Genomic DNA, 12,271 nt, shown 5'->3' with positions numbered 1-12,271 from the left:
CCGTGGTTATTGCACTTTCGGGGTGTCACCCCCAATGAACTGTCAAACGTGAGCCTGGCACAAAAGCGTATCAATGGGCCGTGCTGGGGAGCCCTGAGATGGATAATATTTTCAGTCTTGAACAGGCAAAACAATATTATTATGACGCCCTGACGATTTCCTACTACGGTCCATGGTCTACTTTCTACCCTCTTCTTTCTCTTTTACAATCCATAAAATCCACAAAATTCATTAAATCTATTAATCGTATGCCTATCCTTTGAGAATTCTATTCAGGTCCTCCAGGATTTTTTCGTGGTCGAAGGCGAGGGGGTCGGTGACCGGGAGGGTGAACCAGCGGGCCTCGGCGGCATCGTCGGCCCCGCGAAGCTCCCCGCCGGAGGGATAGCAGAGGAAGACGACAGAGACCGTGTGGCCTCGCGGGTCCCTCCCGGGATCGGAATAGACGCCCAGGAGACGGACGATGTCCACGTCCAGGCCCGTTTCCTCCCGTATTTCCCGGACGCAGGCTTCCTCCACGGTCTCCCCGATCTCCACGAATCCCCCGGGCAGGGCCCACTGCCCTTCGAAGGGAGGGTGAAGGCGGCGGATCAGTACAATCCGTTTTCCGTCAAGAACGATGCCGTCTACGGTGAGAAGGGGGGTCTCAGGTTTCATGGGATTCTCCAAAGAAGGTTTCCATCGTCGTGATCGGGTTCTCTTCGACAAGTTCATCGGGAGAGGATTCGTACCAGTATTCGGGAAAGAATCGGGTGTAGCGGGAGTCGGTGAAGCGTTCGCAGATCAGGGCAATTACGCCCCGATCCTCCTCACTCCGAATCAGCCGGCCCGCAGCCTGAATGACTCGCCGCATGCCGGGGATCAGATAGGCGTAAGAAAACCCGCGTTCGTACCGCCTTTCATAGTGTTCCTTCAACAGGTTCTGTTCCAGGCCGACCTGGGGAAGGGAGGGAGAAACGATGAAAACACCGCGGAGCATCTCCCCGGGATAGTCGATTCCCTCCGCATAGATCCCGCCCGCTACCGCAAGGAGGACGAGGGGTTCCTTCACGGCACGGAGTTCACGGATGATGTCCTCCCTTGCATCGGGTGCCATCTCTGCCTTCTGAACGAGGAGACGGTTTCCACCTGAGGGCCAGTTGCCCCGTACCATGTCGAGGTACGCGTAAGAAGGGAGAAGGATGAGGGAATTACCCTTCACCCGGCCGGCCATATCATGCAGCAGGGTGACAAGCTTCCCGATCGAGCGGGTTCGGTGCCGATAGGTCGTATTGAGCGTAGGAACGACAAGGATCAGGCGGTTTTCCCGGGGAAAGGGACTGGGGTACGCTTCTCGATCTGTCCGGTCATGGGCAAACCCGATCAGGGACTCGTAAAATTCGAAGGGCTGAAGGGTGGCCGACATGGCCACGGTGCTCCAGGTCTGGTCCACGATTGCCCCGAGGAACCGGGAGGCGTCGAGGCAAAAGAGCTTCAGTTCCACCGAATCTCCAGTCCGACGAAGAGTCCAGGTAAACTCTTCGTAATCCTCACGATGGAGCATGACCATCCGGGAAAGGCGGAAGTAGAGTTCAAGGAGAGGATCTTCGCCCCTTCTCGTTCCCCGTTCATGGACTTCAGTGATGTACTCGAGAATCTGTCCTTCGATCTGCAGGAGGTACTCCGGAAGATCGATATCGGGAGGACCGCACGGCTTTTCGGTCTCACCCGGATCGAACTGGTGATTGGCCCAGGCCGTAAGTTTCTCCTCAAGGGATTGGAGGATACCGCGAAGAATTTCCGCGATGTCCGACGCCATGAAGGTCAGGAACGCCGATGCCTGTCGAATCAGGGTGCTGCTTATCGAAGGGGAGTAGTATTCCCGGCTCCGGTCCACCAGGTTGTGCGCTTCGTCCACAATGACAACCGTGTCAGTGAGGCCAAGGCCTTCCCTCGTGTCCTTCAGGGAAACACTCGGTTCAAAAATATAGTTATAGTCGCAGACAATTGCATCGGTATGCTTGGTCAGGTCGAGGGAAATTTCAAAGGGGCAGACTTCGTCGGATACCGCAGCGGAATAAATGGTGTCCGGATCGAGGTGGGAGAAGGCCGCAAGGAGCTTATCCACGGTTCCATGGGTATGGACCTTTTCTGCGTAGTTCCTCGCGTACGGGCAGAAGTCTTCGTGGCAGATGATCTCTGAGTTGGCGCACATCCGTGCCTTTGCCCGAAGGCGAAGGCTTCGGAAGGATCCCTCCCGGTTCATGGCCTTAAGGGTCTGGACCGCCATGTCCTGCTGAAGGGTTTTGGCGGTGAGGAAAAAGACTTTCAAGCCCTGTTTCAGCGCAAAGACCACGGTAGGATGGATCGCTGCCGCCGTCTTTCCAATACCTGTAGGGGCTTCGATCAGAAGGTGGCGGCCTTCCTCCAGGGCAGTCCGGACATTCCGGGTCATCGATTCCTGATATGGGCGAAAGGTCGGATGGGGAAATGAAATGGATTCTGATGCCCGGCTTTTACGGTCCCGCTCCCGTTTTGCCTTCTCCCAGGTCCGAACCAGGCGAACGATTCGACCCCGGACGAAGGATGCGACCTGATCGAAATCGGGACGAACCTCTTCGATTCTGCGTTCCCCCGTTGTGATATCCACAAGGACGAGCCGGCACGCAACGGGATCCCCCTTCACCCGGCTCCACATCCACCCGTATAGGGCCACCTGACGCCGATAGACTTCGCCCAGGGCTCCCCGGTAGACTCGGTCGAGGTCCCGCCCGAAATGGAGTGACTTGACCTCCTCCAGGATCGTAACTCCGTCAGAGTCAACGAAGAGCCCGTCGATCCTCCCCTGAAGGATTACGGTAAGGCCGGCTGCCTGAAAGGTATACATGATGGGGACCTCCCGGCGATAGGAGGGAATGCGTCCCATGCACTCTTCCTGATAGACCTGGTGAATTCCCTGCCCGACCCACATCCTGCGCAGGCTCATCGCACCTGAAAATCCGATCTTGAAGGTAATTTCCTCCTGGAGAAGATCACCCACACTGAGGGTAAGAATGCCGGTATCAGGATTGATCAATATGGCCACGGGACTCCTATTATCCCAGATTTCAAATGTATTTTGGATGGGAACAGTCCTGGGGGACACAATCGTTCTTCTGTACGGCAAGCCCGGAAAAATTTCGACGGGAGCGGCCGGTAAGTCGGTGAAAAGTGTTTCAATCCCGGGTGAAAATCCCTGTCCGGACGTCATCGTAATGACTCGAGGTTGCCTTGTAAACTTGACAACTTCATGCAGATGGTGTATGTTAGGGCTTTCCAAAAATTCCTCAGGATAGTTCTACGTTTGAGGTGAAAATGAAGACTTATGCGCCGAAAGAGGCGGACATTCAACGGAAGTGGTTTCTCGTCGATGCGGACGGTCAGGTACTGGGCCGCATGGCAACCCGGATTGCAACGATCCTTCGCGGAAAGGACGAACCGGGCTATGCGCCTAATGTAGATATGGGTGACTTCGTCGTCGTAATCAATGCGGAAAAGGTCAAGCTGACGGGAAACAAGCTCAACGACAAGCTCTACCAGAGTCACTCCGGTTATCCGGGTGGCTTCAAGGAGCAGACCGCAAGCGAACTAATGGAAAAGCACCCCGAGCGCATCATCGAAAATGCGATCAAGGGGATGCTTCCAAGAAATCGTCTTCGCGCCAAGATCCTAAAAAAACTGAAAGTCTATAAAGGATCTGCACATCCCCACGAGGCCCAGAATCCTGAGCCCCTGACGCTGGACAAGTAGAGGAGGAACCGGTGGCACTCATTCAGTATTACGGAACGGGTCGAAGGAAACGGGCAACGGCCCGCGTCTACATCCGACCCGGTGAAGGTAAGGTTATGGTCAACAGGAAGCCGGTCGCGGAATATTTTCCGACGGACCGTCTTCAGTACATGGTTCAGCAGCCTCTGAATGCCGTGGAAGTGCAGGGCAAGTTCGACATTCTGGTCAATGTGGCCGGTGGCGGTGTCGCCGGACAGGCCGGAGCGACGCGCCATGGTGTTGCCCGGGCCCTCCTGCAGTACAACCCCGAATTCAGAAAGAAACTAAAAACCGCAGGATTTCTCACTCGAGATCCCCGCGAAGTGGAACGAAAGAAATACGGGCAGCGTAAAGCTCGCGCCCGGTTCCAATTCTCAAAGCGCTAGGAGGATCGCTTGTCAACCGAACTCAACATGAAGAATCTGCTGGAGGCGGGCGTTCACTTTGGTCATCAGACCCGCAGATGGAATCCCAAGATGCGCCCCTATATCTTTGGAAAGCGCAACGGGATTTATATCATTGATCTCCAGAAGACCCTGGCGCTCTTTCAGCAGGCTGCAGCTTTCATCCGTGAAATCGTGGCCGAAGGCGGGAAAATCCTCTTTGTCGGTACGAAGCGTCAGGCCCAGGAAGCCGTTGCCGAAGAAGCCGAACGCTGTGGAATGTACTATGTGAACAACCGCTGGCTCGGGGGCACGCTCACCAATTTTAAGACGATTCGCCGGAGTATCGATCGTTATAAAGAGCTTGACAAAATTCTCCAGGATGAAGAGACTCTCCGCCACTACACCAAGAAGGAACGGATCGGTCTGGACCGCGAGAAGAAGAAACTGGAAAAGAACCTGAAGGGGATCCGGGATATGGAAGAGCTTCCCGATGCTCTCTTCATTATCGATCCCGAAAAGGAACGAATCGCGGTTCTGGAAGCCCGCAAGCTCGGCATCCCCGTCATTGCGGTCGTGGACACCAACTGTGATCCTGAACTCGTCGATGTGGTCATTCCTGGAAATGACGACGCGATTCGTGCCATTCGTCTCTTCGTGGGCGCCATGGCGACATCGGTTCTGGATGGTTTGAACCAGCTCGAATCGGCTTACGCAGACGAGGGTGCGGCCTATGAGGCCGAGGGTACTGCGGAGGACGAGCCGGAAGAGAGTGCGGAAGAGCTCGAAGCTGAGGCGGAAGAGGAAGAAGTAGCTGCGGAAGAATCCTCACCTGAAGAAGAGCCTGAAGAAGAGGAAAAAGCCGAAGAACCTGTCAACTGATCCATTCTTTTATAACCATTATCGGGGCCGCAGAGATGCGGCCCCGTTTTACTTTCCTGTCTCGAGCCCGGTGCGCGGCCGGAAGAATCTTGATATACTTTGCCCATGGCCAAAATCCTTGTCGCCGACGATTCGAAGGAATTCCTGTCACTCTACCGGGACCTCATCACATCGATGGGTGTAACCGTCATCACGGCGGAAAATGGGGCCGAGGCGATTCAGCGAACCTGGTCGGAGAAACCGGATCTGGTCATCCTTGATCTTGAAATGCCCGAAATGACGGGTGCGGAGTGTACCCGGCTTCTCAAGCAGGATCCATCGTGTACCTCCATACCGGTGATTATCGTCACCTCCCACATCGGTCAAAAGGATATGGCGGCCTGCTACCAGAGTGGTGTGGAAGAGATTCTGGCAAAACCCTTTTCAAATGCGCAGATTGAAAATCTGCTCAGACGCCATCTTTCAATGCCGTCATGAATCGATGCTGGATGTCCTCGCGAAGATCCTCTCTGGCATAAATCCGGTACTGGTTAATTCGTTTCAGCTGTCCGATGAAGGACGAGCGTTCCGTCACGTCCTGAAGAGATCCGTCCCACCGCAGGACCATGACCTTGGCCTGGGAGAAGTGATGAGGATCCTTGGTGGCATTGGAGCAGAAGAGAGAGCCGGCCGGAAGGGCTTCCTGTACGGAGGAAAGAATGGAAACAAATCTCTGCTCCTGAACTTCATCGAGATGCTCATCGGTTTCGTACGTGATGGGATAGTGATTCCGCTGAAGGACCCTTCGGGCATGGGGATCGGTGGATGAGGCGCGCAGCTGAGAGAGTATATCGGTGTCATCGGTTTCGATAAACCGTGACGGTTCCATCGGCCATTGAAAGCTGCGTGTTGAAAAAAACTGTTCCAGGTGTTTTTCAATGATCTTGCTGGTCGCATCGAAGTAAACCTGGGTGAACATGTAGTACCGTGCCAGGACAAAGGCCTCCAGGGCGTGAATTCCACCGTCCAGTACCCCGATTCTCGGCCCCTCCGGACCTGGAAGAAGTGTGATCGTATAGAGGAGGCGTTCCAGATCATAGTGACCGTACCCCACGCCGCAGAAAAGGGAATCGCGGAGGAGATAGTCCATCTTGTCCACGTCAAGCTCCCCGTTCAGAGACTGGAACAGAAAGATTTGTTCGGGGGGAAGGTGGCCGGTCATCAGGTTGACAATGTCTTCGATGGTAATCCCGATAACCGATCCCGCCTCCCTGATCACTTCGGAGATGGCGGAATTCTGGATGATCCGGACCGCCATCCGTTCATGATTCATGCCCTCCGGGAAGAGACTTTCCAGAGCATGGGAGAAGGGGGAATGCCCGATGTCGTGGAGAAGGGCCGTGATCCGGATCAGGTGGCGGAGACGCTCCCTTTCGCCTGGTGGGGGCAGGAGGGTTTCCGGAGACTGGTGAATAAGGTGGTCAAAGAGACGCCCTGCCAGATGCATGACTCCGAGGGCATGGGAAAATCTTGTATGGGTGGCTCCGGGAAAGACCAGGTTCGTCAGGCCGAGCTGTGAGACAAAGCGGAGCCTTTGAAACTCGGGTGTGTCCAGGATCGATGCTTCCAGGGGAGTAAGTCGGATGTACCCGTGAACCGGATCGCGGATGTCCAGAGCCTTGGCCACGGGTTCAGTCTAACACAGACCTGGCGTCGAAGCGTCAGAGTTCAGGTGAAGCAAGCTCCGATTCGGCGGGCATGGTCTCGTCTCCGGGAAGAGGACAGTGCAGGACAAGGTTCAGGGAAACAAGAAGGGAAGGAACCTCCCCGGAAAACGCTGTCCTGGTCCCCAGGGTCAGAGCCGCGGTTCCGACGATCGCCAGAGCGGAAAGATTTTGCGCCCACGTCAGAAGAACCCAGAAACGGGGGGAGTGCTCGTAATGATAGGCGACCTGAAAGAGGACCACTGATCCGACAATCGGGACAAGGAGAAGAATAACGGGAAATCCCATTTCGGGAAGCGGAGAATCAAAGGGATGAAAGAGCCTTGGAAGAGCCTGGGTGACGGATAGAAGGAGTCCAATCGTGATCAGGGCAACCTGGTATCCAAGGTGAAGGGGCAGACGCCGTTTCATCCCGCAGTCAGCTCAACGCCGGGAACGGTCTCCCCTGGATCGGGAATCCCTTCGATCCCTTCGGTCTCCCCTGTCTCCGCGATCCTGATGGGGGCGGGGAGTGCGGGGAGACATGTCTTCTTCGTACTGCTCCCGGTCCCGGGCAACCAGTTCAGGATGGTCCCGAATCAGGACCTTTCGGGAAAGCTTGACCTTTCCGTTGGAATCGTCGATCTCGATGATCTGCACGTCCAGATCGTCCCCTTCCTTCAGGGCCTGACGAATATCCTTGATTCGGAACGTTGTGAACTCAGAAACATGAAGAAGCCCGTCGGTTCCCGGGAGAATTTCCACAAAGGCGCCGTAGGGTTCGATTCGGCGAACCACGCCGTGGTATACCTTGCCGATTTCAGGGACTTCGGAGTATTTTCGGATCAGCTGGATGGCTCGTTCCGCTGAAGCACCGTCCGTTGAGGCCACCAGGACCTTGCCGTCGTCGTCGATCTCGATTTTACAACCGGTTTCCTCGATGATCGATCGGATGATCTTGCCGCCCGATCCGATGACGTCCCCGATCTTATCCCGGGGAATGAAAATCGTCCAGATCCTGGGGGCGTAGGGGGACATCTCTTCCCGGGGAGACGAAATCGTCTGATCCATGATGTCCAGGATGTGAAACCTGGCCTGCCTGGCCTGATCCAGGGCCTGGCGCATGATTTCGGGAGAGATCCCGCCGACCTTGATGTCCATCTGAAGGGCCGTCACACCGTCACGGGTTCCGGCCACCTTGAAATCCATGTCACCAAAATGGTCTTCATGACCGGCGATGTCGGTGAGAATTTTAACCGTTTCTTCTTCCACGACCATCCCCATCGCGACGCCGGCGATCTGCTTGGCAATCGGTACGCCGGCATCCATGAGAGCAAGGCTGGCCCCGCATACTGTGGCCATGGAGGAGGATCCGTTGGATGAGAGAATATCGGCCACGACGCGTGTCGTGTAAGGGAAGTTCTCGTCGTCATAGGGATAGACCGCTTCCAGTGCACGGCGGGCGAGGTTTCCATGGCCGATTTCCCGGCGCGAGGGTGAGCGTAAAAATTTGACTTCCCCCGTTGAAAAGGGTGGGAAGTTGTAGTGCAGCATGAACCGCATGGACGATTCGCCGAGAAAGTCCTCAATGATCTGAGCGTCCTGGGAGGTCCCCAGGGTCGCGGTGACGAGGGCCTGGGTTTCACCCCGGGTAAAGAGGGCGGAACCGTGCGTGCGCGGGAGAAGCTGGATCTTGCAGTCGATGGGGCGAACGTCCGTGAGCCCCCGGCCATCCAGCCTCATCTCTTCATCAAGAATGAGACGTCGAGTCGCCTTTTTTACGGCCTCTTCAAATGCGTTTTTGGTCTGGTTTCTTCGGTCTTCCTCTTCTTCAGGAATGGTTTCGAGAAGTTCGGAAAGGAGAGAGTCCATGGCCGTATTTCGGGCCTGTTTCTCCCGGGTCAACAGGGCGTCGCGCAGTCTTGGACCGAGTGTCGTGGAGATATCTTCTCCCTGGACTGTGGGCTCCGGTTCACCTTCGGGCGCGGATATTACGGGTATTCCCGCATCGGCCTTCAATTTTAGAATGCAATCGATAATTTTCTGAATTTCGCCGTGGCCAAAGAGGATGGCTTCCAGGAGGCGCTCCTCAGCGACTTCCTGGGCTCCGGCCTCAACCATCATGACCGCATCCCGGGTTCCTGCGAGAACGATCTCCAGGGTGGCGGATTCACGCTCTTCCGTTGTGGGGTTTACGATCAGGTTCCCATCCAGCTCAATCACCCGTACACCTGCAATGGGGCCCAGAAAGGGAATGGGGGAAACGGAGAGAGCAGCAGAAGCCCCGTTCAGTGCAAGAATATCGGGATCATTGACGCCGTCTGCCGAGAATACCATTCCGATGACCTGAGTCTCAAGGTGATACCAGTCCGGAAAGAGGGGGCGAATGGGACGATCGATGATACGGCAGGTGAGGATTTCCTTCTCCGACGGTCTGCCTTCCCTCTTGAACCATCCGCCCGGGATCCGTCCACCGGCATAGGTGTACTCCCGGTAATCCACGGTAAGGGGAAGAAAGGGAAAGGTGCTTTTCGCACCGGCCCGGAAACACGCTGTCGTGAGAACAACTGTATCCCCGCCCCGCACGACGCACGATCCGTGCGCCTGCATGGCCATCTGTCCGAGTTCAAAGTGAAGCGATCGCCCGCCTGTTAAGGTAACAGTGGCTTGAATGGGAGAGCTCATACGAGCTTACTTTCTCAGCCCGAGCTCTTGGATAAGGGATGCGTAACGATTGAAATCCTTGTCCTTGAGGTAATTCAGAAGCTTTCGCCTCCGACCGACCATCATGAGGAGACCGCGTCGGGAGTGATGGTCCTTCTTATGGGTCTTCAAATGCTCGGTCAAATCATTGATACGACGGGTCAACAGAGCGACCTGGACTTCGGGAGACCCCGTGTCCTTTTCGTGGCGGCGGAAGTTTGTGATTACCTCTTCCTTATAGATACGTTCCATGGTAAAGATTACTCCTTGGATTCATTAAGATCGCGTTTGCGGGCATCAAGAATATCACAATATGGCTTCAATCGCAACGATCTGCAACGACAACTCTGGGCTCCAGAGCGATCATTTCCCGACCATCCAGCGTATAGGATGCAATGCAGATGAGATGACCGGATGGGGAGACGACCTGGATCGTCCCTTCCCGGGGTTCGGGCTTAAAATCGGGATCGTAATAGGTAATGCGCTGGCCTCCGAGGAGTTTTGTGCCGCTGAGACAGTCCACCTTGAGCTCTGCAAAGGGCAGCCTGACCTTCTTAAGGTCAATGAAGTGGGGTCCGTCCAGCTGATCCTCTCGCCCGTTCAGCTCTTCAAGGCTGAGAGCAGTGGAGAGGTGGAAGGGCCCGATTCGGAGACGTTTCAGGTGGTACAGGTAGGCACCGCACCCGATCTTTTGACCCAGCTCGTGGGCGATCGTCCGGAGATAGGTGCCGGACCCGCAGTGGATATTGAAATGGCCGAGGTTATCGTCCACGCGATCAAACTCAAAGGCGTGAACGGTGACTTCCTTGAAAAGCTCGGGAACCGCCTCGCCGGATCGAGCCAGTTCATAGAGGCGTTTTCCTTTGTACCGTTTGGCGGAGAACGGCGGAGGAGTCTGAAGAAAGGTACCCACATATTCCGATGCGAGGTGATTCAGCTTCTCCAGCTCCGGCCTGAACTCGACAGGGTCGGATGTGACATCTCCCTCACCATCATAGGTGGTCGTGGAGTGGCCAAAACGAACCAGACCCTCGTAGGTCTTATCCATCCCGGTCAGAAACTGCTGAAGCTTGGTCGCACGGCCCAGGCAGAGCACCATGAGCCCTTCTGCCTGAGGATCGAGAGTTCCCGTATGGCCCACCCGTTTGAGACGAAAGATCTTCCTGGCTCCGTCCACAACATCGTGGGATGTTCCTCCCGGAGTTTTGTTTACGAGTAAAAGTCCGTTAATTTTCATGGGTCAACACTTCCTCCAGACGCTGAAGAACGAAAGTCCCTGATTCCTCAAGAGTGCGAGAAAGCACAAAACCGGCGGCATTGTGATGGCCGCCACCGCCATATTCCCTCGCAATGGATTCCACATCGATGGTCCCCTGGGAGCGCATCGAAACCTTAATGGACCCGTCTGCCTGCTCCCGAAGGAGAACGGCGACTTCGACACCGTCAATTTTCCGCGGTTCGTCAATGACGCCCTCCGCGTCTCCCTCTTCAGCTCCAGCCTCCGCAAGAAACTTTCTTGGAAATCGGATCATTGCAACCCGGCCTCCAAAGGAGATCTCCAGCGTGGAAAGAATCAATCCCTTCAGCTTGGTGGCGGATGCAGGAAAACCTTCGTATAGAATCGTTGCAATTCGGTCGGGACGTGTACCGGATCGAACCAGATCCGAAGCCATGGAAAACGCCTCCGGACCTGCGTTTGCATAACAGAACTGACCGGTATCCGTTGAAAGAGCTACATAGAGATGATCGGTGACGGGAGGCCGAAGTGTAAGACCGTAGGTCTGTACGGCAAGGTCCCAGATCAGCATACCCACGCAGGGAATGTCTGGATCGACAACATTCACCGCACCATACCGGATATTGGAAATGTGATGATCGATATTTATGATGGTGCCCAGATCCAGTCCCTCAAAGCCCGTCCGTTCCAGCTTTGGACATTCGATGACAAAGACTGCGTCCCAGCCATCGGGAAAGTCAGGGGGAAGGGTGTCTGTGATATTCCAGAGATCGAGACGGGGCAGTCTTCGTAGAGAAAAAGGAACGGTTTCCCGGTGAATCACCCGGGCTTCCTTGCCCAGCTCGGTGAGAATCTGCTGAAGGGCGAGGGAAGTGCCGACGGCGTCACCATCGGGGTGAAGGTGGGTCGTGACCAGAAACCGATGACCGTTATCGATAACGCGTTTCACATCACTCAGCATCTTCACTCTCCCGCTCGATCCGTTCGAAAAGGCGGTCCAGGCGCAGTGCTTCTTCCAGTTTTTCGTCGAAAACAAAGATCAGTTCTGGAAGGAACGGTAACCGGAGACTGGGTCCAAGGGTATGCTCCAGGAATTTACGCGCCCCGTCGAGGGCCTCCTGGTAGATCTCCACCGGGGTATTCCCCATGACGCGATAATAGACGGTGGCCAGATGGAGGTCGGGTGACATCTTAACGTGGGTGACCACGACTTCCTGGAGAAGAGGATTCCGGGTATGGGTCAGCAGGATCATGGCAAGCTCCTGCTGAATAAATCGTGCCATGCGAAGCGGGCGCATTCCCTTTATGGCCAAGGCACCACATCCCATGAAGACTGAACAACGAATCCCTCAAGTACCCCTTCGGCTGCATTACGAATTTTGTCAGGAAGATTTCGGAGATAGGTTGCATCCGACGATACCGCACTCATTCCCACCGTAAGTTCCTGGTGACGATCCTGCGTTGCAACTTCCGAGGCGCTAACCTGGAAATCCCGTTTGAGACGCTCGACCAGACGAGTCCGGATCACACGTTTCCCCTTGAGGGAGTGGACATACGGGAGACGACATTCCAGGACCATAACCATTACGTACATGAAC

The 12,271-nt window shown here is 55.4% G+C and carries 14 protein-coding genes; 4 read left to right on the top strand and 10 right to left on the bottom strand.

Annotation, left to right across the window (positions count from 1 at the left end; translation table 11 throughout):
• Window positions 1-252 precede the first annotated feature (252 nt).
• Both PLD04_06420 and PLD04_06415 read right to left on the bottom strand, forming a co-directional pair.
• On the bottom strand, window positions 253-657 hold the full coding sequence (locus PLD04_06420) for an NUDIX hydrolase (GenBank protein ID HXK67961.1): 405 nt from the start codon (window positions 655-657) through the stop codon (window positions 253-255).
• Window positions 647-3,064 carry an ATP-dependent DNA helicase gene (locus PLD04_06415; protein HXK67960.1) on the bottom strand — a complete coding sequence of 806 codons (2,418 nt, stop codon included), beginning with the start codon at window positions 3,062-3,064 and terminating at the stop codon, window positions 647-649. Before PLD04_06415 ends, PLD04_06420 begins: the two co-directional genes overlap by 11 nt.
• A 269-nt stretch (window positions 3,065-3,333) precedes the next feature.
• Here PLD04_06415 and rplM point away from each other — a divergent pair, with 269 nt between their 5' ends.
• From rplM to PLD04_06395, 4 genes are all read left to right on the top strand, one after another.
• The gene (gene rplM, locus PLD04_06410; GenBank protein ID HXK67959.1) at window positions 3,334-3,768 is read left to right on the top strand and encodes a 50S ribosomal protein L13; all 435 of its coding nucleotides are present in this window, start codon (window positions 3,334-3,336) and stop codon (window positions 3,766-3,768) included.
• Window positions 3,769-3,779: 11 nt separating this feature from the next.
• On the top strand, window positions 3,780-4,172 hold the full coding sequence (gene rpsI / locus PLD04_06405; GenBank protein HXK67958.1) for a 30S ribosomal protein S9: 393 nt from the start codon (window positions 3,780-3,782) through the stop codon (window positions 4,170-4,172).
• 27 nt (window positions 4,173-4,199) lie between these two features.
• On the top strand, window positions 4,200-5,051 hold the full coding sequence (gene rpsB, locus PLD04_06400) for a 30S ribosomal protein S2 (protein ID HXK67957.1): 852 nt from the start codon (window positions 4,200-4,202) through the stop codon (window positions 5,049-5,051).
• 105 nt (window positions 5,052-5,156) lie between these two features.
• Window positions 5,157-5,528 (top strand): response regulator, encoded by a 372-nt coding sequence (locus tag PLD04_06395; GenBank protein ID HXK67956.1) that lies wholly within the window; start codon window positions 5,157-5,159, stop codon window positions 5,526-5,528.
• Here the strand turns inward: PLD04_06395 and PLD04_06390 are convergent.
• The 8 genes from PLD04_06390 to PLD04_06355 form a co-directional block, all read right to left on the bottom strand.
• Window positions 5,500-6,717 carry an HD domain-containing protein gene (locus tag PLD04_06390; protein HXK67955.1) on the bottom strand — a complete coding sequence of 406 codons (1,218 nt, stop codon included), beginning with the start codon at window positions 6,715-6,717 and terminating at the stop codon, window positions 5,500-5,502. The genes PLD04_06395 and PLD04_06390 overlap by 29 nt on opposite strands.
• Window positions 6,718-6,751: 34 nt before the next feature.
• The gene (locus PLD04_06385; protein ID HXK67954.1) at window positions 6,752-7,165 is read right to left on the bottom strand and encodes a hypothetical protein; all 414 of its coding nucleotides are present in this window, start codon (window positions 7,163-7,165) and stop codon (window positions 6,752-6,754) included.
• A gap of 12 nt (window positions 7,166-7,177) precedes the next feature.
• A complete protein-coding gene (gene pnp, locus PLD04_06380) occupies window positions 7,178-9,418 on the bottom strand; it encodes a polyribonucleotide nucleotidyltransferase (protein ID HXK67953.1) in 2,241 nt (746 codons plus the stop codon).
• 6 nt (window positions 9,419-9,424) lie between these two features.
• Window positions 9,425-9,688 (bottom strand): 30S ribosomal protein S15, encoded by a 264-nt coding sequence (rpsO, locus tag PLD04_06375; GenBank protein HXK67952.1) that lies wholly within the window; start codon window positions 9,686-9,688, stop codon window positions 9,425-9,427.
• Between the two features lie 67 nt (window positions 9,689-9,755).
• On the bottom strand, window positions 9,756-10,673 hold the full coding sequence (gene truB / locus PLD04_06370) for a tRNA pseudouridine(55) synthase TruB (GenBank protein ID HXK67951.1): 918 nt from the start codon (window positions 10,671-10,673) through the stop codon (window positions 9,756-9,758).
• Window positions 10,663-11,622 carry a DHHA1 domain-containing protein gene (locus PLD04_06365; GenBank protein HXK67950.1) on the bottom strand — a complete coding sequence of 320 codons (960 nt, stop codon included), beginning with the start codon at window positions 11,620-11,622 and terminating at the stop codon, window positions 10,663-10,665. The genes truB and PLD04_06365 overlap by 11 nt, the downstream gene beginning before the upstream one ends.
• 1 nt (window position 11,623) lies before the next feature.
• Complete coding sequence (gene rbfA, locus PLD04_06360) at window positions 11,624-11,971, bottom strand: 30S ribosome-binding factor RbfA (protein HXK67949.1); 348 nt, start codon at window positions 11,969-11,971, stop codon at window positions 11,624-11,626.
• A 5-nt stretch (window positions 11,972-11,976) separates the two neighbouring features.
• Window positions 11,977-12,267 carry a DUF503 domain-containing protein gene (locus tag PLD04_06355; protein ID HXK67948.1) on the bottom strand — a complete coding sequence of 97 codons (291 nt, stop codon included), beginning with the start codon at window positions 12,265-12,267 and terminating at the stop codon, window positions 11,977-11,979.
• Between the last annotated feature and the right edge of the window lie 4 nt (window positions 12,268-12,271).

The organism is Thermoanaerobaculia bacterium (assembly GCA_035593605.1).
In the GTDB taxonomy this organism is placed as follows: Bacteria; Acidobacteriota; Thermoanaerobaculia; order UBA2201; family DAOSWS01; genus DAOSWS01.
This window is presented reverse-complemented; position numbering and strand designations above follow the sequence as displayed.

What these genes read in the sequence shown, in the direction of transcription:
- PLD04_06395 (HXK67956.1), top strand. Translation starts at nt 5,157, where the DNA reads ATGGCCAAAATCCTTGTCGCCGACGATTCGAAGGAATTCCTGTCACTC.
- pnp (HXK67953.1), bottom strand. Translation starts at nt 9,418, where the DNA reads ATGAGCTCTCCCATTCAAGCCACTGTTACCTTAACAGGCGGGCGATCG.
- PLD04_06420 (HXK67961.1), bottom strand. Translation starts at nt 657, where the DNA reads ATGAAACCTGAGACCCCCCTTCTCACCGTAGACGGCATCGTTCTTGAC.
- rbfA (HXK67949.1), bottom strand. Translation starts at nt 11,971, where the DNA reads ATGCGCCCGCTTCGCATGGCACGATTTATTCAGCAGGAGCTTGCCATG.
- rpsB (HXK67957.1), top strand. Translation starts at nt 4,200, where the DNA reads ATGAAGAATCTGCTGGAGGCGGGCGTTCACTTTGGTCATCAGACCCGC.
- PLD04_06385 (HXK67954.1), bottom strand. Translation starts at nt 7,165, where the DNA reads ATGAAACGGCGTCTGCCCCTTCACCTTGGATACCAGGTTGCCCTGATC.
- rplM (HXK67959.1), top strand. Translation starts at nt 3,334, where the DNA reads ATGAAGACTTATGCGCCGAAAGAGGCGGACATTCAACGGAAGTGGTTT.
- truB (HXK67951.1), bottom strand. Translation starts at nt 10,673, where the DNA reads ATGAAAATTAACGGACTTTTACTCGTAAACAAAACTCCGGGAGGAACA.
- PLD04_06355 (HXK67948.1), bottom strand. Translation starts at nt 12,267, where the DNA reads ATGTACGTAATGGTTATGGTCCTGGAATGTCGTCTCCCGTATGTCCAC.
- rpsO (HXK67952.1), bottom strand. Translation starts at nt 9,688, where the DNA reads ATGGAACGTATCTATAAGGAAGAGGTAATCACAAACTTCCGCCGCCAC.